The following is a 26420-nucleotide window of genomic DNA, read 5'->3' as shown; positions in this document are numbered from 1 at the left end:
GGACGCCGGTGGGCCCGTTCCCTCACGAGGGAACGGGCCCACCGGCGTTTCCGGGGCGATCGCGAGCCTTACCCCGCCTCCGGGGACAGCCGCTCCGGTCCGGCCGCCCTCTCCTTCCTCAGCTCGGCGCGCAACTTCTGCTCCCGCTGCGACAGGGGGCCGAGCGCGCCCCGCGCCGGAAGCCCCTGGACCGCGTGACCGGGGGAGACGGGCGCGAGGTAGTGGGTCGGCGCGGTGCGCAGCGTGAGCGCCGTGGCGCCGATGATGGTGACCGTGAACACCACGGCCGACCGTGTCCAGAAGCGCGTGCTGCGCTCCCCGGCGGTCCGCACGGCCGACGCGGCGGCGGGCGCGGTGGGCGCGGTGGGCGCAGCGGGCGGGGCCGCGGCCGGCGCGGGCACACCGGCCCCCGCGCCCGCGCCTCCGGCAGCGCCTCCCGCGCCTCCGGCAGCGCCTCCCGCGCCTCCGGCAGCGCCTCCCGCCCCCCCGGCGCCTCCCGCCCCTCCGGCGCCAGCGGCGCCAGCGGCCCCTCCGGCGCCCTCCGCCGTGACCGCCCCCACCGTGGCGCCCTCTGCCGTCCCCGTCGTTCCCGTCGTCCCCGTCGAGGTCAGGGCCGCCGCCGTGCCCAGCCGGGCCAGCCGCCGGTGCAGTTCCGCCGGGTCCGCCAGTTCCGGCACCTGGGTGGCGACGGCCTCGCGGGCGTGCATCAGCCGGTTCGCCGCCGCCGGGGTGCTGGCCTCCGTCTCGGCCGCCGTCTCCGGCAGGTCGAGGCCGACGCCGTCGTAGAGGACGAGCGTGCGGCGGTACGACGACGGCAGCCGCAGCAGCGCGTGCTGGAGCGCGCGGTCGGCGGGGTCGGTGGGCGGGTCGGGGAGGCGGTAGCGCGGGATGAAGCGGTACCAGGGGGACAGCGCGCACTCGTACGCCGTCGCCCGCACCCAGCCCGCCGGGTCGCGGTCGTGGGCCACCTGGGGCCAGTGCTGCCAGGCCAGTTGGAAGGCCCGCTCCACGGCGTCGCGCGCCCGGTCGCGGCGGCCGGTGAGCAGATAGGCCTGCCGGACGAGGGCGGGCGCGCAGAAGGCGTAGAGCGCGTCGAAGGACTGAGCGGGCGTCAGAGGCTCCGCCGGTTCCCCCTGCTTCCCGGGTTCCCCCTGCTTCCCGGGTTCCCCCTGCTTCCCCGGTTCCCCCTGCTTCCCCGGTTCTCCCTGCTTCTCGGACTTCCCCAGTTCCCCCTGCTTCCCCAGCCTCCCAGGATTCCGCGACTCCCCCGGCTCCCCCGGCTCCGTGCCGGTCGTACGGGCGGTCTGGCCCCCCGTCAGTTGACTGCTCGTCACCATGCGTCCCTCCGCGTGAATAGGCACATAAACGTATATTGAGCGACACAGCGGAGGTTCGCCTGTTGCGCCGGTAACGCGTGTGACGTTGGGAGCATGGCGGGCGTGATCCAGACGAACCGTCAGCGTCCGCCGCTGCCCCGCCTGCGCACTCGTGTCCGGGACCGTTCGCCCGGCCTGGGCGCCGGACTGCTCGGCGGGGTGGTCGCGGCGGGCCTCGGGCTCGGCTCGTTCGCCGTGCTCGTCATCGCGCTGTGGATCAGCTCGCCGTACCCGGACAGCGGCCCGAGCGGCGCGCTGCACGTCGCCGCCGCGCTGTGGCTGCTGGCGCACGGCGCCGAACTGGTCCGCACCGACACGCTCACCGGGGTGCCCGCACCCGTCGGGGTGACGCCGCTGCTGCTGCTCGTGCTGCCCGCGCTGCTGGTGCACCGGGCGGCCCGGGACGCCACCGACGCCGGGGACGGCGGACCGCTCGTCCCCCCGCGCACCGCCTGGGCGGGCGTCCTCATCGGCTACCTCTCCGTCGCCTGCGCCGCCACGGTGTACACGGCGGGCGGGGTGCTGCGCCCCGCGTGGTTCTGGACGGTCGTGTGGGTGCCGTTCGTCGCCGCGATGGCGGCGGGCAGCGGGGTATGGGCGGCGTACGGCTGCCCGCGCGCGCCTCTGGACCGGGCGCTGCGCAAGCTGCCGCCGGGTGTGCGGTGGCTGCTGCTCGGTTCGGCGCCGCGGGCGCGGCTCGGCGCCTCGGCCCGGGCGGGCGGGGCGGGCGCGGTGGTGTTCGTCGGGGGCGGGGCGCTGGTGCTCGGGGTGTCGCTGGTGGGGCACGCCGGGGCCGCGCAGGGCGCCTTCCTGCGGCTGACCGAGGGCTGGTCCGGGCGGTTCGCCGTGCTGCTGCTGTGCCTGGCGCTGCTGCCGAACGCGGTGCTGTGGGCGGCGGCGTACGCCCTCGGGCCGGGCTTTCTGCTCGGCGCCGGGCACTGGGTCGATCCGTTCGTCTCGACGCCGGCGCCGCTGCTTCCGCCGTTCCCGCTGCTGGCGGCGGTGCCGGACGCGGGTCCGGGCACCTCGCTGCACCTGGTCTCCCTGGCGGTGCCGCTGGCGGCGGGGCTCACCATCGGCTGGTTCGTCGCGGGCGCGTCGGTGAGCGTGTCGGGGGGCGCGTCGGCGGGGGAGGGGCGCGCACCGGACGGGGCGGGCGCCGGGGTGCGGGCCTGGCCGTGGCGGCGCACGGCGGGCGGGGCCGCGCTGGCGTGTCTGGTGTGCGCGCTGGGGCTCGGAGTGTTCGCGCAGTTCGCGGGCGGCCCGCTGGGCAACGCCGCGCTCGACCGGTTCGGCCCGGTGGGCTGGCAGGTGGCCGGGGCCGCGCTGCTGTGGACCTCGGTCGCGGCCGTGCCGACGGCGGTGGTCGTACGGGGCTGGCGGTGCTGGACCAGCGGGGCGACCGTCGAGCGGGAGACGGCGCACCGGATCGGGAAGCCCAGGGAGGGCGCCAGGGAAGGCGGGGGCGCGGCGGGCGCGGGACGGCCGCGGCTGCCGGACACCGGCGCCGGCGTGCCCGTACGGTACGACGCCGATGCCGCGCTGGAGTCCTACGACGTCCTGCCCCTCGATCCGCCCGCGTCCGGGGCGGCCTCCTGGGAGAGCGACGACGAGGCCCGCCGGGCCCGCTGGACCGCACTCACCGAGGCGGCGAAACCGGCGAAGCCCACGGAACCGGCGAAGCCGGCAGAAGCCCCGGCCACCGAGGCCACCGAGGACGCAAGGGACTCCGCGGCTCCCGAGCCTGGACCCGAGCCCGGCGCCACGAAACCTCCGCCGTCCTGACGCCCCGGCCCGCCCCGTCCCGCCCCGGTCCGCCCGCCCCCGCTCAGCCCTCCGTGCCCAGCATCCCCCGCAGTTCCCGCGGCAGGTGCTGGTCGCAGGACTGCTTGGCCTGGTTGGTCAGGGAGTCGTTCAGGCAGCTGTAGTAGTCGCGGTAGACGAACTGCGCGGCGAAGCCCGCCGCGACCAGGACGAGGGCGAGCGAGCCGGTGACCAGGCCGGTGACCGCCGCCGTCACCTGCGGGCGGCTGTCGGGCGCCGGGGCGGCGTTCGGTCCGGATGTGCCCGGCTTGGCGCGCAGGGCGCTGATGCTCCAGTACAGGGCGAGCGCGCCGAGCAGCAGGGCCACCGGCGACCAGCCGAACAGGACGAAGAAGAAGGCCCACATGCCGGAGAGCAGGGCAAACCGGGCGCGGCGCTGGGCGGGGTCCGCGGGGTCCCAGCGCATGCCGGAACCGGGCTTGCCGGGACCGCCCGCCGGTCCCTCGGGGCCGCCCGGACCGCCGGGCCCGGGCCGCTGCCGCGGACGCTCACCGAAGCCGCCGGAGGAGCGGCCCGGCTGACGGTCGCTCCACTGGCTGCCCCAGGGCGCACGCCCCTGTCCCTGCCCCTGCCCCGGACCCTGCCCCGGCGCCTGTCCTTGCCCCTGTCCCTGCCCCTGTCCTTGGCCCTGCCCGTCCCCGCCCGAGGGGTGCCGGGGCTGCCAGGGGCGGTCGGGGCTGCCCTCCGGCGGCGGTGCGAAGGGATTGTCGTCCGAGACGCCGCCCCCCTCGCCCCCTCGCCCCTGGCCCTTCCCGTCGCCCGAGGGCGCGTCCGGCGATGAGGTGGGGCGCTCCCGCAGCAGCACTGCGCCGCGCTCCCCTCCCTGCGCCGTCTGCGGAGGAAGCGTGAGGAGTCGCAGGCTGCGGTCCGGCATCAAGTGAGCGTCGTCCCTCGGTGAGTCAGGTGAGTCAAGTGGGTCACAACTGGTCCGGAGGCTGGTCCGGAGGAGCCTTCGAAAGGACCCCTGCCCCCTCCAACGCACAGCACGCGGAGCACGTTCCCCGAGCATCCCGGCGCCTCCCCGTACCAGCCCGGTGCAGACGCTACCTTCCGGCCACGCACCCGTCCCATGGGGGCCGTCCGGAGTGCCGGTATCGTTGCTGGCGGTCGGCCGCTTCGTAGGCTTCCCCGTATCCGGGGGCGCGAAGCATTCGTACGACCGTACAAACGCTTCCCCGAGAAAGGGCCCCGCCGTGGCCGCCAAGCCCGTGGCCAAGCGCCTCGTCGTGCTGGTCTCCGGATCAGGCACCAATCTGCAGGCGCTGCTCGACGCGATCGCCGAGACCGGAGCCGAGTCGTACGGCGCCGAGATCGTCGCCGTGGGCGCCGACCGCGAGGGCGTCGAGGGGCTGGCCCGCGCCGAGCGCGCCGGGCTGCCGACCTTCGTGTGCAAGGTCAGGGACCACGGCTCGCGCGACGACTGGGACGCGGCGCTCACCGAGGCGGTCGCCGCCCACGAGCCCGACCTCGTGGTCTCCGCCGGGTTCATGAAGATCGTGGGGAAGCGGTTCCTCGCCCGGTTCGGCGGGCGGTTCGTGAACACGCACCCCGCGCTGCTGCCCAGTTTTCCCGGCGCCCACGGCGTCCGTGACGCGCTCGCGTACGGCGCCAAGGTCACCGGCTGCACCGTCCACTTCGTCGACGACGGCGTCGACACCGGCCCGATCATCGCCCAGGGCGTGGTCGAGATCCGGGACGAGGACGACGAGAGCGCGCTGCACGAGCGCATCAAGGAAGTCGAGCGAAGGCTGCTCGTCGAGGTCGTGAGCCGGCTCGCCCGCCACGGCCATCGCATCGAGGGACGAAAGGTAGTAATCCTGTGACCGCCGAGAGCAACAAGCGGCCCATCCGGCGCGCGCTCGTCAGCGTCTACGACAAGACCGGCCTGGAGGAGCTGGCGCGCGGGCTGCACGAGGCCGGGGTGGAGCTGGTCTCCACCGGGTCCACGGCCGGCCGGATCGCCGCCGCCGGCGTCCCCGTCACCAAGGTCGAGGAGCTGACCGGCTTCCCCGAGTGCCTGGACGGCCGGGTCAAGACCCTGCACCCCAAGGTGCACGCGGGCATCCTCGCCGACCTGCGCCTGGAGGACCACCGGCGGCAGCTCGCGGAGCTGGGCGTGGAGCCGTTCGACCTCGTCGTGGTCAACCTCTACCCGTTCCGCGAGACCGTCGCCTCGGGTGCCTCGCCCGACGAATGCGTGGAGCAGATCGACATCGGCGGCCCCTCCATGGTCCGCGCCGCCGCCAAGAACCACCCCTCGGTCGCGGTCGTCACCAGCCCCGGGCGGTACGCCGACGTGCTGGCCGCCGTGCGCGACGGCGGCTTCGACCTGACCGCGCGCAAGCGGCTGGCCGCCGAGGCGTTCCAGCACACGGCGTCCTACGACATCGCGGTGGCCGGCTGGTTCGCCGCCTCCTACGCGCCCGTGGACGACTCGGCCTTCCCCGACTTCCTCGGCGCCACCCTGGAGCGCAAGAGCACCCTGCGCTACGGCGAGAACCCGCACCAGCCCGCCGCGCTCTACGTCGACGGCACCGGCACCGGCCTCGCCGAGGCCGAGCAGCTGCACGGCAAGGAGATGTCGTACAACAACTACACGGACACGGACGCCGCCCGCCGTGCCGCGTACGACCACGACGAGCCGTGCGTGGCGATCATCAAGCACGCCAATCCGTGCGGCATCGCCACCGGCGCGGACGTCGCCGAGGCGCACCGCAAGGCGCACGCCTGCGACCCGGTCTCCGCCTACGGCGGTGTGATCGCCGTGAACCGGCCGGTCAGCAAGGAGCTGGCCGAGCAGGTCGCGGACATCTTCACCGAGGTCATCGTCGCCCCGGACTACGAGGAGGGGGCGCTCGAAGCCCTCGCCCGGAAGAAGAACATCCGGGTGCTGAAGGCCCCGGCCGCGCCCTCCCACCCGGCCGAGGTCAAGCCGATCGACGGCGGCGCGCTGCTCCAGGTCACCGACCGGCTCCAGGCCGACGGCGACGACCCGGCGAACTGGACCCTGGCCAGCGGCGAGGCGCTGTCCGCCAGTGAGCTGGCCGAACTCGCCTTCGCCTGGAAGGCGTGCCGGGCCGTGAAGTCCAACGCGATCCTGCTCGCCAAGGGCGGCGCCTCGGTCGGCGTCGGCATGGGCCAGGTCAACCGCGTCGACTCCTGCAAGCTCGCGGTCGAGCGGGCCGGCGAGGAGCGGGCGCGCGGTTCCTACGCCGCCTCCGACGCGTTCTTCCCCTTCCCGGACGGCCCCGAGATCCTCATCGCGGCCGGGGTGAAGGCGATCGTGCAGCCGGGCGGCTCCATCCGTGACGAGCAGGTCGTGGAGGCGGCGAAGGAGGCGGGCGTGACCATGTACTTCACGGGCACGCGCCACTTCTTCCACTGACCGTCACCCGCTCCCCGCGCTGAGGGGAACGTCGCACCAGACGGTCTTCCCGTCCGTCTCCTGCCGTACGCCCCAGCGCAGCGCGACCGAGTCGAGGAGGAGGAGTCCCCGCCCGGACTCCTCCTCCGCGCCCGCGTGCCGCACCACCAGCCACGCGTGCGGCTCCCGGTCGGTGACCTCCACCCGGGCCCGGCCGCCGCCCGTGCCGTGCACCCGCAGCGACACCGGGGTGCCCTCCCCGACGTGCCGGATCACATTGGCCAGCAGCTCGCTCACACACAGCTGCACGTCCGGGCACGGCACCCCGAGGTACGCGCGCACCGCCCGCCGCGCCTCCGGCACGGCCTTGGGCAGCGCGGCCAGCTCCAGCGCCAGCGGCGCCCTCACCCCGCCGCCCCCTCACGCAGCGCCGCGGCCAGCGCCCGCGCGGTGTCCAGGTTGCAGTTCCCGAGTGCGATGAGCGGGGCCGCGTACGCCCCGGTGAGCGAGGGCAGTTCGAGCGCGAGCGAGGGGAGGGTGATGCCGTGCGCGGCGAGTGCGGCGCGCAGTGCCTCCAGGCGGGCTTCGGCTTCCTGGATGTGGGGATGCGGCACGGGCGTACGCCTTTCTGTGTGCGATGCGTGACGAAGCACTCACACAGTGGCGTGAACCGGCGTACCGTGAAAGGGGTTTGAATTGCACACGGTTAAGTTACAAAACGGTGGTGATGGGTTGTGCCCGTTCGCAAGGACCCCGACGCGTCGGCCAGTGTCCCTTCCTTCTACGGCGCGGAGCTGCGCTTCAAGAGGGAATCGGCGGGCCTGACCCTGGAGCAGTTGGCCGAGGGCAGCTTCCGGGGGATCTCGTTCCTGAGCCAGATCGAGCGGGGTGAGCGGCGGATGCCGCTGGACTTCGCCCGGCATGTGGATCAGAAGCTGGGCACGGACGGGTTTTTCGAGCGGCGGTGTGAAGACGTCGCCAAGTCGAGGAACGCCGGGTATCCGCTGTACTACGCCGATGTGCCGGACCTGGAGAAGCAGGCGGTGACGCTTGAGGAGTGGGCGCCCAGCGTCTTTCCCGGCCTTCTTCAGACTGAGCCGTACATGCGGGTGCTCATGCGGAACGGGAAGCCGTCGCTGTCCCCGGACGTAGTCGAGGAGCGCGTCCGCACGCGCATCAAGCGCTCGGAGCTGTGGCAGCGGCCCGACCGGCCCATTTACTGGGGAATCCTCCGGGAAGCGCTCATTCGCAACCCACTGGTTGCGCCTGCTGCGATGGCCGGGCAGTTGGAGCACATTGCCGACCTGGTCCGTTCCACAGAGAGCATTTTGCAGATCGTCCCGGCAACGACCCGGGCGCACCCTCTCATGCTTGGCATGGCCAAGATCATGACCTTCACCGACGCCCCTCCACTGGTGTGGACGGAGAACGACTTCACCGGGCAGATCACGGATTATCCGGCCCTCGTGAACGACTATCGGAGGGCGTACGATCTGCTCAGGGCCGTCGCATTACCACCTGACGAGTCCCTGGCCTTGGTCGAAGATGCAGCGAGGGACTACCGAAATGAAGCACAGCAGGCAGATTGACCTGAGTGCCGTCGCCTGGCGCAAGAGCAGTTACAGCAACGGCGATGGCGCGGACTGCGTAGAGGTAGCCGACGCCCTGCCCGCCCTCGTCCCCGTCCGCGACTCCAAGAACCCCACAGGACCCGTCCTCCTCTTCCCGTCGCGCGCCTGGGCGCCCTTCCTCTTCTCACTCAAGAACCAGTGAACGTACGGCGGTGGCCTCCGGCCCTCCCCCAGGAGGGGCCGGAGGCCACCGCTGTCACGCGGGCCCCGTTCAGCAGGGGCGCAGCGACCAGATCGGGTCCCAGGTGGCCGTACCGGCCTGGTACGCCGTGGAGGTCCAGCGGACGCTGCCGTCCTTGTTGAAGAACTTGGCGACCGTGCCGGGCGTCTGGTTGTTGGTGAAGGGACCGTTGCCGGTCCAGTTGGTCAGGTTCCACGTCTGGCACTTGTAGAAGTCGAACTTCTGGCCGTTGACGATCATGCAGAGGTGGCCGTACGCGCAGTCCAGGTCCTTCAGGGCGGCCTGGTTCTTGGGCGCGGCGGTGACGGTGAGACCGTCGTACCGGACGGCGTCGGCGGAGGCGTGCAGGACCTTCGGGTGCCCGGCGAGGACCTGCTCGGCCCTCTGCTGGAGACTGGTCACCCGGGTGCCGGCCGGATCGGCGGCGGAGGCCGCGACCGAGGTACCGGCGATCAGTGCGGCGGCTGCGGCGAGCAGCGCGGCGGGCTTCTTCACGTTCACAGGTTCCCCCATGTGACGAAGGTGGTCGTACCGCCGAAGCGGAGTGGTACCACCATGCCGACGCCCGCGCCGGGCCGGTACCTCGGAAGTCTCAGGGTCGCGCGGTCCACCCGCCCCTGGGACCACGACTCGTCTTCCTCCTCGCCTCGGTCGCGGCCTGAGAACATCGGGTCATGGGCAAGCACTCCCGACCCGGACCGCCGAACCAGCCCTCCCGCGCGGTGCCGCGCGTCGACGCCGGTGATCCGCTCGCGGCGTACCGGAAGCGGCGCCGGCCGCCGCTCGACATCTACCGCAGGCACCGTCCGCTGCACGGCGGTGGCGGTCACCTTCACCCGTGCGAGCCCCGGGCGCTGGAGGCGTGGAACGGCTTCCGCTACGAACTCGCGGGCACGGCACCTGATCTCATGACCGCCCAGAAATGGGTCGACGAGGCGGGTCCCGGCAGTGGCGTCGCTTCCGCCGAGCCGCCCTGCTGATCCATCCCGCGCCGTACCGGTACCTCGGAAGTCTCAGGGTCACCAGCGGCCCGGGGGCGTGTACTCCTTGAGGTAGTGGGCGACGCGGGCGCAGTAGTCGCGGTACTTCGGGGGGACTCCGCCCGCGCCGTTCACCTTTCGGAACGAGGTGCGGTAGGCGGCGGCGACCAGGACGCGGCGGTCGCCGGGGAGGCCCGGGTTCAGGTTCGGGGCGATGAAGCACAGGTAGCGGCCCATCGCCGGGATGGAGACGGCGGCGGTGAACGGGGGGCGGGGGATGGTGGCCGCCGGGCTGCCGTCCGGGCGGATCCACCAGCGCAGCACGCGCGGGGTCCAGCGGGCGATGCCGTACTCGTCGTGGGCGGGGTCGGACAGGTTGGGGTCGAAGTCGCTCTCCGCCTTCAGCATGGCGGCGATGAGGGCGGGTGTGACGTCGGCGTTCGGGCAGGCGTGCGCGGCGTCGACCATGAGGGGCCGGTAGGACGGGGGGACGCCCTGGTCGGTGCGGAGTTCGGCGGAGCCGTAGGTGGCGGGGGCGAGGGAGCCGGGCAGGGCGGCGGTGGCGCCCGGCAGGGACGCCGTGGCCTCGGTGCGGGGCGGCGGGTCGTGCGCGAGGGCGCCGATGCCGTAGCCGAGGGCGGCCAGCGCGGTCGCGGCGATCGCGCCGCCGGCCAGCAGCCGGGCGCGGGGGGCGTGCGGTGCGGTGCGGCGGGGCAGTCGTAGCGCGCGCGGCGGGCGGGCCGTGCCCGCCGCCGTCGCCACCCGCCGCAGCAGCGCCTGCGTGCCGACGCGGTCGGTGTGCGTGCGGGTCAGGCAGTCCTGGAGGATCTCCCGCCAGCAGGGCTCCAGTCCTGCGGCCAGGCACAGGCCGTCCGTGCCGCGCGCGTAGGCGACGGCCGCGTCCCGGCGGGCGGTGGGCGTGCCGCCGGGCAGCGGGTAGGCGCCGGTCAGGGTGAGGTGGGCGAGGACGCCGAACGCCCAGACGTCGGCGGACGGGCGGATCTGGCGGCCGCGCTCGCCGATCTCGGACCACAGCAGCTCGGGCGGGGTGTAGTCGGGCGTGGAGAAAGCGGGGGAGTAGGCGTGGGTGCCCTCCAGTTCGGCGGCCATGTTGAAGTCGGCCAGCCGGGCCGAACCGTCCCGCATCAGCAGCACGTTGGCCGGTTTCAGGTCACCGTGCACCCAGCCCGCCCGGTGCAGCTGGGCCAGGCCCTCGCAGATCTGCGCCAGCAGCACGGGACCGGCGGCGGGCGGTGCCTCGGCGGCGAGCAGCGCGGCCAGTGAGCCCTCGGCCTTCTCCAGGACGAGCACGGTGGCGCCGTCCAGGGCCGGGTGGTCCGGGTCGTCCACGGTGAGCGTCTCGTACATCCGGATCAGCCGGGGGCGGTGCAGCCTGCGGTGCAACGTCACCTCCCGCTCGACCAGTTCACGCAGATGGGCGAGGCGGCGCGGGGTGCCGGTGCCGGTCGGCAGGAACTTCAGCGCGGCCGTCTCCGGCAGGGCGCCGCCCCGGGGGCCGGTGCGCCGGGCCTCGTACACGCTGCCGAACGCGCCCGTCGCCAGCGGCCTGCGCACCTCCCAGCCGCCGACCCGGTAGCCGCGCGGCACCGGGACGGCGTACGCCTCGCTCACCGGACCGACCGGGCCGACCGCGTTGCCTGTGAGGCTTGCGCTGCCTGCGCTGCCTGCGCTGCCTGCGCTGCCTGCGCTGCCTGCGCTGCCTGCGCTGCCTGCGGCGGCTGTGCGGCCAGGACGGGCAGGTCGTCCTCCCGTACCAGGTCGAAGCGGAGGGCGAGCGAGACCAGCGACTCCTTCTTGCCGTTGAGGCGCGGGCCGGTGTCGGCGGTGTCCGGGCCGGGCTTGAGACGCAGCTTCACGGCCAGGTAGTCGATGTTCCACTGCACCGAGGTGCGCGAGGCGGCCGGCCAGGCGGGGCGCAGCCGCTCGACGACCTGGTCCACGGTGGGCAGCGGGGCGTGCGGGTCGCCGCGCAGCCGTGGCTCGCACAGCGCGGCCAGCACCGCGAAGTAGCGCTTGGCGCGGTCCACGGAGAAGGCGGGCGCGGTGGTCTGCCCGTCGGCGCCGCCCGCGCCGGCCAGGTAGTCGTGGCGCGGCGCCCACACCTCGACCGGCAGCAGGTCCCCGGCCGCGGGCAGCACGATCCGGGAGAACTCGAAGGGGACCGGCGCGTCCAGCCGCCCCGGCCCGACCTTCATGTGCTCGCCCGCGCCCTCCGGGTTCTCCACCACGTAGGTGTGGCGGGCGGAGAGGTTGCTCAGTATCCAGAACGCGCCGTGCGCGGTGATCACACCGGCCCGGCGGGAGACCCCGTCGTGCGGGATCACGAGGTCGTTGTCCGGGGCGGAGCGCCCGAAGGCGAGGCGGTCGCCGGGCGCCAGCCGGAGCTGGGTGCCTGCTCGTTCGTCCTCCGTGGTCGGCGGAGGTACCACGATGATGCTGTACAAGGTGCGTCTCCCCGTGCCTGACGGCTACGGCTCCCAGACTAGGGCGACGCACCAGGGCCGTGTCCCCCCTTGCGCGGGGAGAGACACGGCCCTGGGAGTGAATGGCGCGAATGCGGCGTGAACCGCTCAGTCGGATCGTCGGCCCGTCGGATGATCGGGCCCGGCGTCCTCCGGCGGTCAGTAACGCGGGCGGTTGAACCACGCCTTGCCCTTGGAACCGCCCACGAAGCAGGCGATCAGGACGCCGAGCACCAGATGGACGAGGCCGACGACGACGAACGGGTACAGGCCGAGGACCGCCGTGATGATGGCGAAGACCATCAGGGTGACCCGGACGCCGTTGCCGCCGGAGGTGAACTTCGTGGCCAGCACGGCCGCGAACACGCCCCACGCGATGGCGAAGACCACCACCGCCCACAGCAGGCCGGTCGAGTAGTCGGCGAACTGGTGGAAGGCGGAGTCGTCCTTGAGCCTGTCGTCGTTCTTCATGGTGTTCAGGCGGACCACGGCGAGGGCGAACAGCACCGCGCCGATCAGCTGGAGACCGACGATCACCCACAGCATCACCCGGGCGCCGCTGACGCTGCCCGGCATCGTCTGCGGTACGCCGCCGCCGTACGGCTGCTGGACCGGCGGGGCCTGCGGGTAGCCGTAACCGGGGGCCTGGCCCTGCTGCGGGGCGTCGTAGCCCGGCTGCTGCTGGGCGCCGTAGGGGTTGTTCGGGTCGCCGTAACTCATGGCGGTGGTTCCTCCGTCGATCAAGTGCGGGGACGGCGCGCGGCACCTTACGGAGGAATGGTCAACAGAAGTGCGGTCCGTCCCCCCGATGAGCTGCCCGCGGCACTGTGCCCTCAGCATTCTTGACCGAATGCATACTTGTCCAGTCGGATTGCGACAGCGTTGTGCAAGTGCAACCTCGCTGATCATGGAGGTGCGCGGGGCGCGGCGGCGCGGGCGGCGGCCGGGGCACCCGGAGTGGAACCGGGGGCCGGTCATCCGCGAGGATGGGAGCATGACCGCCCAGATTCTCGATGGCAAGGCCACCGCAGCCGCGATCAAGTCCGATCTGACCGTCCGCGTGGCGGCGCTGAAGGAGAAGGGCGTCACGCCCGGCCTCGGCACGATCCTGGTCGGTGACGACCCCGGCAGCCGCAAGTACGTCGCGGGCAAGCACCGCGACTGCGCCGAGGTCGGCATCGCCTCCATCCAGCGCGAGCTGCCCGCCACCGCGTCCCAGGAGGAGATCGAGGCGGTCGTCCGCGAGCTGAACGAGGACCCGTCCTGCACCGGTTACATCGTCCAGCTCCCCCTGCCCAAGGGCATCGACGAGAACCGCGTGCTCGAACTGATGGACCCGGACAAGGACGCCGACGGCCTGCACCCGATGAACCTCGGCCGGCTCGTCCTCAACGAACCGGCCCCGCTGCCCTGCACCCCCAACGGCGTGCTGACCCTGCTGCGCCGGCACGGCGTGGAGATCAAGGGCGCGGAGGTGGTGGTCGTCGGCCGCGGGGTGACCATCGGCCGCCCGATGCCGCTGCTGCTGACCCGGCGCAGCGAGAACGCCACGGTCACCCAGTGCCACACCGGCACCCGCGACCTGTCCGCCCACCTCAAGCGGGCCGACATCATCGTGGCCGCGGCCGGCTCGCCGCACCTGATCCGCGCGGAGGACGTCAAGCCCGGCGCGGCCGTCCTCGACGTCGGTGTCTCCCGCAACGCGGAGGGCAAGATCGTCGGTGACGTCCACCCGGACGTCGCCGAGGTGGCCGGCTGGCTCTCCCCGAACCCGGGCGGCGTCGGCCCGATGACCCGGGCCGAACTGCTGGTCAACGTGGTCGAGGCGGCGGAGCGCAGTGCCGACTGAGGCGGGGGACGCGAGGCGCGGGGCCGGGGCGGCGGAGGCCAAGGCCAGGAAGGACGCCGGCGCCGAGACCGACTCCGATGCCCGCAGCACGGCTTCGGTTCCGGGTGTGGCGGAGACCGGCCGCGGGGCCGACCGTACGGCAGCGGCAGCGGCAGCGGCAGCGGCAGCGGCAGCGGCAGCGGGCGAGGCGCGTGAGCCGCGTGAGGCGGGCGCCGGAGCCGTTGTCGCCGCGCGGCTGCGGCGGGCCGTACGGCGGCTTCCCCTGGGGGGCGCCAAGGGGCTGCCGCCCAGCAGGCACAGCACCCGGGACACCGCGCGCCCGGAGGGCGGCGGCCGGGCGGCACCCGGGGCCGCTCCCGCGCCCGCCCGGCAGTGGCCGCTGCTCAGCGTGCTGATCGTGGCCGGCCTGGGCCTGCTGGTGATCGCCTTCGACGCGTTCCGGGTCGGGCTGCTGCTGATCGGCGTGGCCCTGCTGGGCGGCGCCGCGCTGCGCTGGCTGCTGCCCCGCGTCGGCATGCTCGCCGTCCGCTCCCGCTTCACGGACATCATCACGTACGGCGTCCTCGGCGTCGCCATCGTGCTGCTGGCGCTGATGGCGCAGCCCAAGCCGTGGCTGGAGATCCCGTTCCTGGACGACGCGCTGCACTTCACGGTCCGCAACAGCTGACGCCGTACGGCCGGTTCACGCCGCCCCTACAGCGCCGGGACTACGGTGACGACGGCCCATCCTCTCCCCCGAGTGAGGACGGGCCGCCGCCGGAACCAACCCTGATGCACGGGGAACGGCCTGATCAACGCCTGTCCACGCGCTGTGGCACGGAAGTGACCGTTCCGCTACGGTGTCCGCGCTTCGCCACAGCCCCGTCCCCGCCCGGCGCGGGAACCGATCACCCCGCGTCCGTCGTCACTCGCTGCGCGGGGGCAAGGTGAGGGACGCCGGGAGGTGACGATGGGGGCCTGGCAGCCGTTGCCGGACGACCTGCCGCCGGAGGTGCGGCACTTCGTGGAGCAACTGCGGCTCCTCAAGGACGGGACAGGTCTCAGCCTGGTCGCGCTGGGGGCGCGCACCGCGTACAGCAAGTCGTCCTGGCAGCGCTATCTGAACGCCACCCAGCCCCCGCCCCGGCAGGCCGTCGCGGCGCTGTGCCGGGTCGCGGGCCTGGTCGGCGCGGAGGCCGAACGCCACACCGTGCGCTGGGAGATGGCCGTCAAGGCGTGGCCCCGACCGGCGACGGTGCCGGAGCGGACCGCCGGTGCGGCGGAGGGGCCCGGCGGGGGAGGCGGTGAGCGGCCCGGTGACGTCCGCCCCGCCCACCCCGTTCACCCCGCCCACCCTGAGAGGCAGCGGAACCCCGGGGCGCGCGAGATCCCCGAGGCGTACGAAGAGGTGCCCACCGTCCCCTGGTGGGACCTGCCCGAGGAGCGGCCGCCGGCACCGGCGCACGCCCCGGGCGGGCAGCGCCTGCTGCTCTACGCCGTCACCCTGCTCGTCGCGCTGCTGCTGACCGCGGTCGTGGGCGTCGTCGCCCTCGGGTGAGGGCCCGCGCCGGAGCGGCCGGGGCGAAGTCGCCCGGCGACCCGCGCAGGGCCTAACGTGGACAATCGGCGCAACGGGGTCCCGACGCGCGGCGGCAGGGGGGAAGAGGGGGGAAGCGGCGATGCCTCGTTGGAAGGTCTTGCCCGAGGAACTCGATCCGCAGGTCAAGGAGTTCGCGAGCCAGCTGCGGCGGCTCGTGGACCGGGGCGGTCTGAGCGTGGCCACGCTCGCCGACCGCACGGGCTACAGCCGGACGTCCTGGGAGCGTTACCTCAACGGCCGGCTGCTCGCCCCGAAGGGCGCCGTGCTCGCCCTCGCGGAGGTCACCGGCACCAATCCGGTGCACCTCACCACGATGTGGGAGCTGGCCGAACGGGCCTGGAGCCGCGCCGAACTGCGCCACGACCGGACCATGGAGGCCATCCGGGTCGCCCGGGCCCGCGCCGCCCTCGGCGAGCCGGACGCGCGGGCGCCCCGGCCGGGCATCGCCGGTCCGGCGGGTGTCTCCCCGGTGGTGCCGCCCCGGGCCGAGCCCTCGGGCGAGGACGGCGCCGAGTCCGGCGGCGGGAGCGAGGACAGCGCCTCCGAGGACGAGACCCCCGAGGACGAGACCTCCGAGGACGAGACCCCCGAGGGCAAGGCCCCCGAGGCCGAGGGGAGTTCCGGCTCGACCGCCGTCCCCCGCCAGAACTCCTGGGGGCTGGCCGGGTACCGGGGGCCGTCCCCCGTGGGCGGCAAGCGCGCCCCCGCGGGCGAAGCCGCCCGCACGCCGGGCAACGGCACCCCGGCCCCGTACCCTTCCGGCACCGGCACCCCGATCCCGTACCCCCCGGGCACCGACACCCCAGCCCCGTACCCCCCGGTCACCAGCACCCCCGCACCCCCCGGCGAACCACCGCAGCCCCAAGGCGGACCGATCGTCACCGGCGGCAACGGCAACGGCAACGGCGTGTTCCGGCGGCAGTTGACGATGTTCCTCGCGGGTCTGGTCGGGGTGCTGGTGGTGATCGGGGTCGTCTTCGCGGTCACCGGGGGCGGCGGGGGCAGGAAGGGGGCGGACGGCGCCGCCGGATCACCGTCGGCCACCGCGGGTACCGGCAGCGCCGCCGCCCTGCCGCCCGGAGTGAAGTGCGCCGGGGCGGGCTGCACCGGCAAGGACGCCGAGGCCATGGGGTGCAGCGGCGAGCGGGTGGCCACGGCCCGCAGTGTCACGGTCGGCACCGCCCTCGTCGAGGTCCGCTACAGCCGGACCTGCGGCGCCGCCTGGGGCCGGGTCACCCGGGCGGCCCAGGGCGCCCGGATCGAGGTCACCGTCGGCACGCGCGAGGAGAGCGACACGGTCGGCCCGGCCGGCGACACCATCGCGTACACCCCGATGCTGGCCGTGCGCGACGCGGACCAGGCACGGGCGTGCGTGACGCTGGTGTCGGGGCGGCGGGGCTGCACGGGGTGAGGGATGAGCCGGAGGGCCACGGGAAGAAAGTGGCGCCCGGCGCGCATGGGTTGTGCCGATCGGGGCACGCGCACCTCACCCCCACGGGAGTCCGGCCGTCCGGTACCCCCCTCCGGCGGCCACCCGTCCCTCCTCTCCCGGACGGGCGGCCGCCGCCCCAGGTACGGAGGGTCCCTCGTCCGGCCACTCTGTGGGCCGGGCCACAGGGACCCGGCCGCCCGGGGCCCCGGATGCGCGATAGATTGACCGCTGGATCTCTCTTGACGCCAAGAGATCGATCATCCGTACGCGTGATCGATCATTGCGGCGAGCGTACGGTCACCCGCCGGACGCGGGGATCCCGCACCCCCGGGGCAGGGACGCCCCGACCGCCAGCTGTCTACGGAGAACGCCATGACCCGCACTCCCGTGAACGTCACCGTCACCGGCGCGGCCGGCCAGATCGGTTACGCCCTGCTCTTCCGCATCGCCTCCGGCCAGCTGCTCGGCGCGGACGTGCCGGTCAAGCTGCGCCTCCTGGAGATCACGCCGGCCCTCAAGGCCGCCGAGGGCACGGCCATGGAGCTGGACGACTGCGCGTTCCCGCTGCTCCAGGGCATCGACATCAGCGACGACCCGAACGTGGCCTTCGACGGCACCAACGTCGCCCTCCTGGTCGGCGCCCGCCCCCGCACCAAGGGCATGGAGCGCGGTGACCTCCTGGAGGCCAACGGCGGCATCTTCAAGCCGCAGGGCAAGGCCATCAACGACCACGCCGCGGACGACATCAAGGTCCTCGTCGTCGGCAACCCGGCCAACACCAACGCGCTGATCGCCCAGGCCGCCGCCCCGGACGTACCGGCCGAGCGGTTCACCGCGATGACCCGCCTGGACCACAACCGCGCGCTGACCCAGCTCGCGAAGAAGACGGGCACCACGGTCGCCGACATCAAGCGCCTGACCATCTGGGGCAACCACTCGGCCACCCAGTACCCGGACATCTTCCACGCCACGGTCGCCGGCAAGAACGCCGCCGAGACCGTGAACGACGAGAAGTGGCTGGCCGAGGACTTCATCCCGACCGTCGCCAAGCGCGGCGCCGCCATCATCGAGGCCCGTGGCGCGTCCTCCGCCGCCTCCGCCGCCAACGCCGCCATCGACCACGTGCACACCTGGGTCAACGGCACCGCCGAGGGCGACTGGACCTCCATGGGCATCCCGTCGGACGGCTCCTACGGCGTCCCGGAGGGCCTGATCTCCTCCTTCCCGGTCACCACCAAGAACGGCACGTACGAGATCGTCCAGGGCCTGGAGATCAACGAGTTCTCCCGCGCCCGTATCGACGCCTCCGTGCAGGAGCTGACGGAGGAGCGCGAGGCGGTCCGCGGCCTCGGCCTCATCTGAGCCACCGCGCCCCCGCGCAGGCCCCGTTCCGGTACGACCGGAGCGGGGCCTGCGCGCGTTCGCCGTCCGCCCCTGCGGGCGCCCTGACCTGGCCGGACGGAACAGTGGCCGGAGTGTGTCTCCCGTCACCGCCCTGCGCTCTTGACAATTCACTTCCCTCTGAGCTTTCCGCGCCCCTATGCTGATGGCTCATCAGGTTCGCCGTGCGTCGGACACCTCGGGGGAGTCGCGTGAGCACCGCATCCTTGCCGCCGCAACCGCCATCGCCACCGCAGCCCCGGCCGACGCCGCCCGACCCGCCCCCGCCCGTGCCGCCGCACGCCAGCGAGGCCACCCGGCTGCTGTGCGCCGGCACCTACCTGGACCCCGTCTACCGGGACCGGGTCATCGAGCAACTGGACCTCAACGAACAGCGGATCGTGGCCCCCTCACTGGGCTTCGACGCGGCCCGCGTGCTGGCCCACGCCCTGCGCGCCCGCCGCGTGGAAGTGAGCTGGGCGGGCGCGGTCGTGGGGCTGTGGGCGGTGGGATGGCCGCTCACCGGCCGGGCGATGCTGGTCTACCTGCTGCCCGGACTGCTGCTGGCGGTGGGCGTGGCCACCCGCGGCGAGGACCCGCACGCGCCGATGAGCCGCAAGGCGGCGGCGTTCGCCATGCGCTGGCTGGGACGGCTGGTGTTCGCCCTCTTCCTGGTCGCCACGGTGACCGCGGCCTTCTCCGACCAGGAGGACGTCTACACGGCCGGCGGCTTCCGCGGCTTCCTGCTGACCCTGATGCCCTCCCTGGCCCGGCTGGCCGGCGGGAACGGCACGGTCAGCGCGTTGCAGGCCTGGCTCGCGCTCGTCCTGTTCCTGGCCGTCGCCCTGTGCGCGGGCGTGCAGCGCAGCCAGTTCGCCCGCGCGCTCGGCGGCGAACTGGCCCCGGACCGCTTCCCGGACGCCGCCGCCGACCCGGCCGAGCGCGCCGAGAGCCCGCGCTTCCAGCGGCTCAAGGACCGCATCCGGCTGGAGCAGCACGCCCCGCTGATCATGTACCGCGAGACCAGCCCGTTCCGCGGCGCGGGCCACGCCTACGACACCTGGGTGCTCGCCACCGAGATGCGCCCCGCGGAGGGCAGGACACCGCGCCCGCTGAGCAACCGCACGGTCCTGGACACCGTACGGCCGCTGCTGGAGGGCCTGCGGCTGCCGCCGCAGTACACCGGGCACACCGTGCGCGACCGGCTGCGCTGGCTGGAGATCGACGAGTGCGTGTTCCTGCCCGCCGAGGGGCTGGCCCGCCGCGAGGACGCCCCGTACAGCCAGGCGGACTTCGAGGCGCACCGCGACCGCGCGGTGGAGGAGGGCGGCGAGAAGCGGCGGCACTTCCTGCGGGTGCGGGTGGGCGGCTGGGAGGAGGAACTGGTCGTCACCGTCTACGTGCGCATCCACACCCAGGGGCGGATGCTGATGCTGGAGGTCGCCCCGCATGTGCTGATGCCGGTCCGGGCCGACTTCAAGGACGCCGACCGGCTGGCCCACCAGTTCAGCAACAACAGCGCCTTCGGCAAGGCGACCTGGGCCGTGGGGCAGGTGCCCGCCTCCGCGTTCCGCTCCCTGCTGACCCTGTTCCTGGCCGCCGGCAACGCCTGGCAGCTGCTCACCGGCGGCTACCGCAACGCGCTGCCCGACGGGCCCGAGCTGTCCGTGCGGGAGCTGGGCGAGGCCGGTGCCGGTTCGCTGTTCCAGCAGATGGACGTCGACCGGTATCTGCGCAGCGTCCAGGACCGTATCGCGCACGGCGTCCGCACCGCCCTGAACGCCCACGGGTACCAGACGGGCGAGTTCGTGCAGAAGGTCGTCAACATCAGCAACGGCGGGGTGCACATCGACTCCGTCGCGGGCAGCACCTTCGCGATCGGCACGCACGCCCGCGCGAGCGGCACGACGACCGGCGGCGCACCCGCCCCGGCCGCCGCCACCCGGACCACCCCTTCACCGACGGCCGGCACCTCCTCGCGGGCCGGCACTGCCTCACCGACCGGCACCACTTCACCGATCAGCACGTGGACCACCCGCTCCCCGGGCGGCGCCGCCTCCGCGGCCTCCCCGGGGAGCACCTGGTCCCCCTCCTCCCCGTCCACCGGCGGTCTCGGACCGCAGAAGGGAACCGGCGACGATGACCACGGCGGATGAACCGGGCGTCAGCATCGGCGACGTCTCGCAGAGCACCTTCGCCATCGGCAGCCACGCGCGTGCCGTGAGCCACCGGCACGCGGCCCCGCGGGGCGCGTCCGACGAGGAACTCCTGGCCGCGGTGCGCGAGTTGCGGGCCGACCTGCGGCGGGCCAGGAGCACCGCCCAGATCAGGGACCTGGACGCCACGCTGGCCGACACCGAGGACGAGATCACCCGTACCGGCACCGCCGGGGCGACCAGGCGGCAGCGGCTGCGGGAACTGCTCACCGACGCCCAGTCCGTGCTGGCGCTGTTCGCGTCGGCCGAGGCGGTGGCCGGGCTGCTCGGGATCGGCTGACCCCGCCCGGCCCGATCCGGACGGGTGGGCCGCCCTGGGCCCGATCATTCCCGCCGGGCCCGCTGCGCCCGGCACCTGCGAGGGGAGAACACCGTGGCGCACGGGGGCGGGCGGTACTGGAACGACGAGACCCAGCGCTGGGAGGACGGCACGCGGGACACCGCTCGCGCGACCCCGCCGCCGCCCGCCCGGCCCGCCCGGCCCACCGCGCCCCCCGCGGTGCCGCCCGGCCCGGTCCACGACCCCGACGCGCCCACCCGCCGGTGGCCGGCCGCGCCCGGACCGCCGGAACCGCCGGGGCGCCCGGTGCCGCCCCCGCGCGGCTACGGCGGCTACAGCCGCCGTACCGTGTGGACGGTGGTGGGCGCGGCGGCGGGGGCCGGGGTCGTCGTGAGCCTGGTGGTGACGCTGGGCTTCGGGGGCGGGGGCGATGACGACAAGGGCGCCCCGGACGCGCGTACGTCCATGGCGTCCGAGGTGTCCGCGGGCACGCCCTCGGTGGACGCCGCAGGGGAGCCCACCGCCGAGGACACCCCGGCCGGGAGCCCCGGCGCCGCCGGGCCGCCGTCCGGCTACCGCCTCCGGGACGACCCGGAGGGCTTCCGGATCGCCGTGCCGGACGGCTGGCAGCGCTCCACGGTGGCGTCCCAGTTCGGGATGGACGTCGTCAACTACCGCGGCGGCGGGGGCGACCGGCGGGTCCAGGTGTATCAGGTGGCGGAGGGCTCGCCGGACGAGTCCTTCCGGCTGTATCTCTCCGATCAGGTCCCCAAGCCGCCGGGCTTCCGGGAGCTGGCCCTGGACCATGTCACCGCCGGGGGCGTCGCCGGCACCCGCATGGAGTACACGGCCGACTCTCTCAGGGGCGAGCCCGCCATCGGCACCTGGCACGTCTACGACGAACGCTTCGAGGCCGCCGACGGCAAGCTCTACGCGATCGCCTCCTACGGCCCCGACGCCGACGGCGGCGACGGCGAACTCCAGACCCTCACCACGGCACTGGCCTGGTTCTGCCCGGCGGGCGGCGACTGCCCCGCCCCCACGGGCTGACCCGGCCCGCCCGTCTCGCTACGAGCCTTCAATTCTGTCCCTTTTGCCCATCCATGCCCCCAATTTCTGTGACGCGGACCACTGTTCGCCTTGGATTGCGCATGCAATCCAGGGGGAGGGGCAGGCGCTGACGGTCCCTGTGGGTGACACCCGCGTCACCCAGGGCAACCGGTCAGGAACGGAAGGCAGTACCGATCATGGCGGACAGCACGCAGCGCACGGCGCACGCACCCCGGCGCACGGCGCACGGCACCATCCACGCGGGAGGGGAGTGGCTGGAGGCGGCCTCCGGTGCCACGCGCGACATCCTCGACCCGGCGGACGCGACGCCGTTCGCCCAGGTCGCCGAGGGGGACGAGAAGGACGCGGACCGGGCCGTGGAGGCGGCCCGGCGCGCCTTCGACGGCGGCGCGGGCGCCTGGCCGCGCACCCCGGTGGCCGAACGCGCCGCCCTGCTGCGCCGGGTCGCCGGCCTCCTGGTACGCGACCGCGAGGAGATCGGCCTGCTGGAGAGCCGGGACGCGGGCAAGACCCTGGAGGAGGGCCGCGTCGACGTCGACTGCGTCGCCGACGCCTTCCGCTACTTCGCCGATCTGGTCGCCGCCGAGGCGCCCGGCCGGGTCGTGGACGCGGGCACCCCCGACGTGCACAGCGTCGTCGTGCACGAACCGGTCGGCGTCTGCGCGCTCATCACCCCGTGGAACTACCCGCTGCTCCAGGCCAGCTGGAAGATCGCCCCGGCGCTCGCGGCCGGCAACACCTTCGTGATCAAGCCGAGCGAGATCACCCCGCTCACCACGGTCGCGCTCGTCGCCCTCCTGGCGGAGGCCGGCCTGCCCGCCGGTGTCGCCAACCTCGTCACCGGCCCCGGCCACACCGTCGGCGCGCGCCTGGCCGAACACCCCGACGTGGACCTCGTCTCCTTCACCGGAGGACTGGCCAGCGGCACCAAGGTCGCCCAGGCCGCCGCGCCCGGCGTCAAGAAGGTCGCCCTCGAACTCGGCGGCAAGAACCCCAACGTCGTCTTCGCCGACGCCTGCGCCACCGACGAGGGCTTCGACACCGCCGTCGACCAGGCCCTCAACGCCGCGTTCACGCACAGCGGCCAGGTCTGCTCCGCGGGCTCCCGGCTCATCGTCGAGGAGAGCGTCCGGGACCGGTTCGTCACCGAACTCGCCCGCCGCGCCCAGCAGATCCGCCTCGGCCGGGGCACCGGGACCGGCGTCGAGTGCGGCCCGCTCGTCTCCGAGCAGCAGCGCGCCAAGACCGAGGCGTACGTCGCCTCCGCGCTCGCCGAGGGCGCCGCCCTGCGCTGCGGCGGCAAGCGGCCCGAACCCTCCCCCGAGCGGCCCGCGACCGGCTACTTCTACGAGCCGACCGTCCTGGACGGCTGCCACCGCGAGATGAAGGTCGTCCGCGAGGAGGTCTTCGGACCGGTCCTGACCGTCGAGACCTTCCGCACCGAGGACGAGGCCGTCGCGCTCGCCAACGACACCGAGTACGGCCTCGCCGGTGCCGTCTGGACCGCCGACGCGGGCCGCGCCCGCCGGGTCGCGGGCCGGCTGCGGCACGGCACGGTCTGGATCAACGACTTCCACCCCTACCTCCCGCAGGCGGAGTGGGGCGGCTTCGGCAAGAGCGGCACCGGCCGCGAACTGGGCCCCGCCGGACTGGCCGAGTACCGCGAGTCCAAGCACGTCTACCAGAACCTCGCGCCGCGGCCGGTGCGCTGGTTCGCGGGCTGACGGGCCGGCCCGCCCGCCGCGACCACCCCGCGACACCACCCCGGCCGCCCGCCCCTTCCCTTCCGTCCTCCCCGTCCCCACCTGGAGTACCACCCCGATGGCCGATCACACCCACGAGTACGCGCACGAATACGACTACGTCGTCATAGGCGGCGGCACCGCCGGCTCCGTCATCGCCTCCCGCCTCACCGAGAACCCGGACGTCACCGTCGCCGTCATCGAGGGCGGCCCCAGCGACGCCGGCCGCGAGGACGTGCTCACCCTGCGCCGCTGGATGGGCCTGCTGGGCGGCGAGCTGGACTACGACTACCCGACCACCGAACAGCCGCGCGGCAACTCGCACATCCGGCACAGCCGCGCCCGCGTCCTGGGCGGCTGCTCCTCCCACAACACCCTGATCGCCTTCAAGCCGCTGCCCTCCGACTTCGACGAGTGGGAGGCGGCCGGCGCCAAGGGCTGGGGCGCGGTCCCGATGGAGGCGTACTACGCCCGGCTGAAGAACAACATCGTCCCGGTGGACGAGAAGGACCGCAACGCCATCGCCCGCGACTTCGTCGACGCGGCCCAGCAGGCCGTGGGCGTACCGCGGGTGGAGGGCTTCAACAAGAAGCCGTTCCACGACGGCGTCGGCTTCTTCGACCTCGCCTACCACCCCGAGGACAACAAGCGCTCCTCGGCCTCCGTGGCGTATCTGCACCCGGTGATGGACGAGCGCCCCAACCTGACCCTCTGGCTGGAGACCTGGGCGTACCGGCTGGAACTCGACGGCACCCGCGCCGAGGGCGTGCACGTGCGCACCAAGGACGGCGAGGAAGTCCTCGTACGGGCCCGCCGCGAGGTGCTGCTGTGCGCCGGCGCGGTCGACTCGCCGCGGCTGCTGCTGCACTCCGGCATCGGTCCCCGCGCCGACCTGGAGGCGCTGGGCATCCCGGTGGCGCACGACCTGCCCGGCGTCGGCGAGAACCTGCTCGACCACCCCGAGTCGGTGATCGTCTGGGAGACGCACGGCCCGATACCGGAGAACTCCGCGATGGACTCCGACGCCGGCCTGTTCGTCCGCCGCGACCCCGCGCACGCGGGCCCGGACCTGATGTTCCACTTCTACCAGATCCCGTTCACCGACAACCCCGAGCGGCTCGGCTACGAACGCCCCGCCCACGGCGTGTCGATGACCCCGAACATCCCCAAGCCCAAGAGCCGCGGCCGGCTGTACCTGACCAGCGCCGACCCGTCCGTCAAGCCGGCCCTGGACTTCCGCTACTTCACCGACGAGGACGACCACGACGGCCGCACCCTCGTCGACGGCATCCGCATCGCCCGCGAGATCGCCCGCACCGAGCCGCTGGCCGGCTGGCTCAAGCGCGAGGTGTGCCCCGGCCCGGACCTCACCGGCGACGAGGAGCTGAGCGAGTACGCCCGCAAGGTCGCCCACACCGTCTACCACCCGGCCGGCACCTGCCGGATGGGTGCCGCCGACGACGAACTCGCCGTCGTCGATCCCGAGTTGCGCATCCGGGGCCTGGACGGCATCCGGATCGCCGACGCCTCGGTCTTCCCCACCATGCCCGCAGTGAACCCGATGATCGGAGTGCTCATGGTCGGGGAGCGGGCCGTCGACCTGATCGGAGGTGAGAGCTGATGGCTCTCACGGTCCCCACCCGCAAGCCGCCCACCGCCGCGACCCCGGACGCCGCCCCTGACACCACCCCGGTCTTCTCCGTCGACGGCCTGTGGAAGGTCTTCGGCCCCAAGGCCGCCCGGGTCCCCGCCGACCCGGAACTGAGCGCGCTGAGCGCCGCCGACCTGCGCGCCCGCACCGGCTGCACCGCCGCCGTCCGCGATGTCTCCTTCGACGTGCGCAAGGGCGAGGTCTTCGTCGTCATGGGCCTGTCCGGCTCCGGCAAGTCCACCCTCGTGCGGTGCCTGACCCGGCTGATCGAACCGACCGCGGGCACCATCGCCATCGACGGCGAGGACGTACGCGCCATGGACCGCACCCGGCTGCGCGCCCTGCGCCGGCACCGGGCCGCGATGGTCTTCCAGCACTTCGGGCTGCTCCCGCACCGCACCGTCCTCGACAACGTCGCCTACGGCCTGGAGATCCAGGGCATGGGCCGCGCCGAGCGCCGCGAGAAGGCCGCCGAGGTGGTCGCCAAGGTCGGCCTGGAGGGCATGGAGCAGCGCCGCCCGGGCCAGCTGTCCGGCGGCCAGCGCCAGCGCGTCGGCCTGGCCCGCGCGCTGGCCGCCGACCCCGAGGTGCTGCTGTTCGACGAGCCGTTCAGCGCGCTGGACCCGCTCATCCGGCGGGACATGCAGGAGGAGGTGATCCGCCTGCACGAGGAGGAGGGCCGCACGATGGTCTTCATCACCCACGACCTGACCGAGGCCCTCCGGCTCGGCGACCGCATCGCGCTGATGCGCGACGGCCGGATCGTGCAGCTCGGCACCCCCGAGGAGATCGTCGGCTCCCCGGCCGACGACTACGTCCGCGAGTTCGTCCGCGACGTCCCGCGCGAACAGGTCATGACGGTCCGCCGCGCCATGCGCCCGGCCACCGCCGAGGAGGCCGGCAGCGGCCCGGCCGTCGCCCCGGAGGCGACGGTCGCCGAGGCGATCGAGGCGGTGGCCCGCGCGGGCGCCCCGGCCCGCGTGGTGGACGACGGCCGCTGCGTCGGCCTGGTCGACTCGGACGCGCTGCTGGGCGTGGTCGCGGGAGTGAGCGGCACGGACGACGTCGGGGCGGGGAGCGGCGGTGAGGGCGCCACGGGGACCGGCGGTGCGACACCCGCCGGCACGGGCCCTGGCGGTGCGACCTCCGCCGACACAGCCCCCGCCGACACAGTCCCCGCCGGCACAGCGCCCGTCGGCACAGTCCCCGCCGTCGCGGACACCGCCGGTACAGCGCCCGTCGTCGCGGACGCCGCCGGTACAGCCCCCGCTGTCACGGGCCCTGGCGGTACAGCGCCCGTCGTCGCGGACGCCGCCGGTACAGCCCCCGCTGTCACGGGCCCTGGCGGTACAGCGCCCGTCGTCGCGGACGCCGCCGGTAC

25 protein-coding genes are annotated in these 26420 nt (G+C 74.1%); 17 read left to right on the top strand and 8 right to left on the bottom strand.

All coding sequences use genetic code 11. The features are described from left to right. Positions 1 to 68: 68 nt before the first annotated feature. On the bottom strand, positions 69 to 1337 hold the full coding sequence (locus ABZ858_RS22230; protein WP_361381154.1) for a sigma factor-like helix-turn-helix DNA-binding protein: 1269 nt from the start codon (positions 1335 to 1337) through the stop codon (positions 69 to 71). A 93-nt stretch (positions 1338 to 1430) separates the two neighbouring features. Between ABZ858_RS22230 and ABZ858_RS22225 the strand changes: the two genes are divergently transcribed. Continuing rightward, positions 1431 to 3161, top strand: a complete 1731-nt coding sequence (locus ABZ858_RS22225) for a DUF6350 family protein (protein ID WP_361381151.1) — start codon at positions 1431 to 1433, stop codon at positions 3159 to 3161. A gap of 43 nt (positions 3162 to 3204) precedes the next feature. Here the strand turns inward: ABZ858_RS22225 and ABZ858_RS22220 are convergent, their stop codons facing one another. Further along, positions 3205 to 4074, bottom strand: coding sequence for a hypothetical protein (locus tag ABZ858_RS22220; protein ID WP_361381148.1), 870 nt, complete (start codon positions 4072 to 4074; stop codon positions 3205 to 3207). Between the two features lie 319 nt (positions 4075 to 4393). Between ABZ858_RS22220 and purN the strand changes: the two genes are divergently transcribed. Both purN and purH read left to right on the top strand, forming a co-directional pair. After that, a complete protein-coding gene (gene purN, locus ABZ858_RS22215; RefSeq protein WP_361381145.1) occupies positions 4394 to 5023 on the top strand; it encodes a phosphoribosylglycinamide formyltransferase in 630 nt (209 codons plus the stop codon). Beyond that, positions 5020 to 6585 carry a bifunctional phosphoribosylaminoimidazolecarboxamide formyltransferase/IMP cyclohydrolase gene (gene purH / locus ABZ858_RS22210; protein WP_361381142.1) on the top strand — a complete coding sequence of 522 codons (1566 nt, stop codon included), beginning with the start codon at positions 5020 to 5022 and terminating at the stop codon, positions 6583 to 6585. The genes purN and purH overlap by 4 nt, the downstream gene beginning before the upstream one ends. A gap of 3 nt (positions 6586 to 6588) precedes the next feature. On the opposite strand, the gene ABZ858_RS22205 is transcribed toward purH, so the two are convergent. After that, a complete protein-coding gene (locus ABZ858_RS22205; protein WP_361381139.1) occupies positions 6589 to 6972 on the bottom strand; it encodes an ATP-binding protein in 384 nt (127 codons plus the stop codon). After that, on the bottom strand, positions 6969 to 7178 hold the full coding sequence (locus ABZ858_RS22200; RefSeq protein WP_361381135.1) for a hypothetical protein: 210 nt from the start codon (positions 7176 to 7178) through the stop codon (positions 6969 to 6971). The genes ABZ858_RS22205 and ABZ858_RS22200 overlap by 4 nt, the downstream gene beginning before the upstream one ends. Before the next feature lie 120 nt (positions 7179 to 7298). Between ABZ858_RS22200 and ABZ858_RS22195 the strand changes: the two genes are divergently transcribed. Beyond that, positions 7299 to 8153: a helix-turn-helix transcriptional regulator gene (locus tag ABZ858_RS22195; RefSeq protein ID WP_361381133.1), complete on the top strand. Its 855-nt coding sequence runs from the start codon at positions 7299 to 7301 to the stop codon at positions 8151 to 8153. Next, the gene (locus ABZ858_RS22190; RefSeq protein ID WP_361381130.1) at positions 8131 to 8337 is read left to right on the top strand and encodes a DUF397 domain-containing protein; all 207 of its coding nucleotides are present in this window, start codon (positions 8131 to 8133) and stop codon (positions 8335 to 8337) included. Before ABZ858_RS22195 ends, ABZ858_RS22190 begins: the two co-directional genes overlap by 23 nt. Before the next feature lie 69 nt (positions 8338 to 8406). On the opposite strand, the gene ABZ858_RS22185 is transcribed toward ABZ858_RS22190, so the two are convergent. Beyond that, a complete protein-coding gene (locus tag ABZ858_RS22185; protein WP_361381128.1) occupies positions 8407 to 8889 on the bottom strand; it encodes a hypothetical protein in 483 nt (160 codons plus the stop codon). Between the two features lie 161 nt (positions 8890 to 9050). On the opposite strand from ABZ858_RS22185, the gene ABZ858_RS22180 reads away from it, so the two are divergent. Then, positions 9051 to 9356: a DUF6087 family protein gene (locus tag ABZ858_RS22180; RefSeq protein ID WP_361381126.1), complete on the top strand. Its 306-nt coding sequence runs from the start codon at positions 9051 to 9053 to the stop codon at positions 9354 to 9356. A 39-nt stretch (positions 9357 to 9395) separates the two neighbouring features. Here ABZ858_RS22180 and ABZ858_RS22175 read toward each other — a convergent pair whose 3' ends face one another. From ABZ858_RS22175 to ABZ858_RS22165, 3 genes are all read right to left on the bottom strand, one after another. Beyond that, on the bottom strand, positions 9396 to 10988 hold the full coding sequence (locus ABZ858_RS22175; protein WP_361381123.1) for a protein kinase: 1593 nt from the start codon (positions 10986 to 10988) through the stop codon (positions 9396 to 9398). Continuing rightward, complete coding sequence (locus tag ABZ858_RS22170; RefSeq protein ID WP_361381120.1) at positions 10985 to 11821, bottom strand: FHA domain-containing protein; 837 nt, start codon at positions 11819 to 11821, stop codon at positions 10985 to 10987. The genes ABZ858_RS22175 and ABZ858_RS22170 overlap by 4 nt, the downstream gene beginning before the upstream one ends. A gap of 177 nt (positions 11822 to 11998) precedes the next feature. Beyond that, a complete protein-coding gene (locus ABZ858_RS22165) occupies positions 11999 to 12559 on the bottom strand; it encodes a hypothetical protein (RefSeq protein WP_361381117.1) in 561 nt (186 codons plus the stop codon). A gap of 274 nt (positions 12560 to 12833) precedes the next feature. On the opposite strand from ABZ858_RS22165, the gene ABZ858_RS22160 reads away from it, so the two are divergent. The 11 genes from ABZ858_RS22160 to ABZ858_RS22110 all read left to right on the top strand — a co-directional run. Continuing rightward, a complete protein-coding gene (locus ABZ858_RS22160) occupies positions 12834 to 13688 on the top strand; it encodes a bifunctional methylenetetrahydrofolate dehydrogenase/methenyltetrahydrofolate cyclohydrolase (protein ID WP_361381114.1) in 855 nt (284 codons plus the stop codon). Between the two features lie 106 nt (positions 13689 to 13794). Then, a complete protein-coding gene (locus tag ABZ858_RS22155) occupies positions 13795 to 14355 on the top strand; it encodes a DUF3017 domain-containing protein (protein ID WP_361381111.1) in 561 nt (186 codons plus the stop codon). A 282-nt stretch (positions 14356 to 14637) separates the two neighbouring features. Further along, the gene (locus ABZ858_RS22150; RefSeq protein WP_361381108.1) at positions 14638 to 15225 is read left to right on the top strand and encodes a helix-turn-helix transcriptional regulator; all 588 of its coding nucleotides are present in this window, start codon (positions 14638 to 14640) and stop codon (positions 15223 to 15225) included. 121 nt (positions 15226 to 15346) lie between these two features. Continuing rightward, the gene (locus ABZ858_RS22145; protein WP_361381105.1) at positions 15347 to 16678 is read left to right on the top strand and encodes a DUF2690 domain-containing protein; all 1332 of its coding nucleotides are present in this window, start codon (positions 15347 to 15349) and stop codon (positions 16676 to 16678) included. A 393-nt stretch (positions 16679 to 17071) separates the two neighbouring features. Continuing rightward, positions 17072 to 18061 carry a malate dehydrogenase gene (locus tag ABZ858_RS22140; RefSeq protein ID WP_361381102.1) on the top strand — a complete coding sequence of 330 codons (990 nt, stop codon included), beginning with the start codon at positions 17072 to 17074 and terminating at the stop codon, positions 18059 to 18061. A 230-nt stretch (positions 18062 to 18291) separates the two neighbouring features. After that, entirely contained in the window at positions 18292 to 20235 is a 1944-nt protein-coding gene (locus ABZ858_RS22135) for a hypothetical protein (RefSeq protein ID WP_361381099.1), read from the top strand. Beyond that, entirely contained in the window at positions 20219 to 20575 is a 357-nt protein-coding gene (locus ABZ858_RS22130) for a hypothetical protein (RefSeq protein WP_361381097.1), read from the top strand. The genes ABZ858_RS22135 and ABZ858_RS22130 overlap by 17 nt, the downstream gene beginning before the upstream one ends. A 93-nt stretch (positions 20576 to 20668) precedes the next feature. Then, a complete protein-coding gene (locus ABZ858_RS22125) occupies positions 20669 to 21625 on the top strand; it encodes a hypothetical protein (RefSeq protein WP_361381095.1) in 957 nt (318 codons plus the stop codon). Between the two features lie 197 nt (positions 21626 to 21822). Further along, a complete protein-coding gene (locus ABZ858_RS22120) occupies positions 21823 to 23370 on the top strand; it encodes an aldehyde dehydrogenase family protein (RefSeq protein ID WP_361381093.1) in 1548 nt (515 codons plus the stop codon). Positions 23371 to 23467: 97 nt separating this feature from the next. Then, positions 23468 to 25009 (top strand): GMC oxidoreductase, encoded by a 1542-nt coding sequence (locus ABZ858_RS22115; protein WP_361381090.1) that lies wholly within the window; start codon positions 23468 to 23470, stop codon positions 25007 to 25009. Then, on the top strand, positions 25009 to 26420 hold a 1412-nt coding region (locus tag ABZ858_RS22110; protein ID WP_361381087.1), incomplete at its 3' end, for a betaine/proline/choline family ABC transporter ATP-binding protein. The genes ABZ858_RS22115 and ABZ858_RS22110, both read left to right, overlap by 1 nt.

Source organism: Streptomyces sp. NPDC047017 (assembly GCF_040644175.1).
Classification (GTDB): domain Bacteria; phylum Actinomycetota; class Actinomycetes; order Streptomycetales; family Streptomycetaceae; genus Streptomyces.
The sequence above is the reverse complement of the archived record's forward strand: the minus strand, read 5'-3'. Positions and strand labels throughout refer to the sequence as shown.

What these genes read in the sequence shown, in the direction of transcription:
- ABZ858_RS22165 (WP_361381117.1), bottom strand. Translation starts at nt 12,559, where the DNA reads ATGAGTTACGGCGACCCGAACAACCCCTACGGCGCCCAGCAGCAGCCG.
- ABZ858_RS22190 (WP_361381130.1), top strand. Translation starts at nt 8,131, where the DNA reads ATGAAGCACAGCAGGCAGATTGACCTGAGTGCCGTCGCCTGGCGCAAG.
- ABZ858_RS22220 (WP_361381148.1), bottom strand. Translation starts at nt 4,074, where the DNA reads ATGCCGGACCGCAGCCTGCGACTCCTCACGCTTCCTCCGCAGACGGCG.
- ABZ858_RS22225 (WP_361381151.1), top strand. Translation starts at nt 1,431, where the DNA reads ATGGCGGGCGTGATCCAGACGAACCGTCAGCGTCCGCCGCTGCCCCGC.
- ABZ858_RS22130 (WP_361381097.1), top strand. Translation starts at nt 20,219, where the DNA reads ATGACCACGGCGGATGAACCGGGCGTCAGCATCGGCGACGTCTCGCAG.
- ABZ858_RS22145 (WP_361381105.1), top strand. Translation starts at nt 15,347, where the DNA reads ATGCCTCGTTGGAAGGTCTTGCCCGAGGAACTCGATCCGCAGGTCAAG.
- ABZ858_RS22230 (WP_361381154.1), bottom strand. Translation starts at nt 1,337, where the DNA reads ATGGTGACGAGCAGTCAACTGACGGGGGGCCAGACCGCCCGTACGACC.
- ABZ858_RS22150 (WP_361381108.1), top strand. Translation starts at nt 14,638, where the DNA reads ATGGGGGCCTGGCAGCCGTTGCCGGACGACCTGCCGCCGGAGGTGCGG.
- ABZ858_RS22140 (WP_361381102.1), top strand. Translation starts at nt 17,072, where the DNA reads ATGACCCGCACTCCCGTGAACGTCACCGTCACCGGCGCGGCCGGCCAG.
- ABZ858_RS22185 (WP_361381128.1), bottom strand. Translation starts at nt 8,889, where the DNA reads ATGGGGGAACCTGTGAACGTGAAGAAGCCCGCCGCGCTGCTCGCCGCA.
- ABZ858_RS22180 (WP_361381126.1), top strand. Translation starts at nt 9,051, where the DNA reads ATGGGCAAGCACTCCCGACCCGGACCGCCGAACCAGCCCTCCCGCGCG.
- ABZ858_RS22120 (WP_361381093.1), top strand. Translation starts at nt 21,823, where the DNA reads ATGGCGGACAGCACGCAGCGCACGGCGCACGCACCCCGGCGCACGGCG.
- ABZ858_RS22160 (WP_361381114.1), top strand. Translation starts at nt 12,834, where the DNA reads ATGACCGCCCAGATTCTCGATGGCAAGGCCACCGCAGCCGCGATCAAG.
- ABZ858_RS22115 (WP_361381090.1), top strand. Translation starts at nt 23,468, where the DNA reads ATGGCCGATCACACCCACGAGTACGCGCACGAATACGACTACGTCGTC.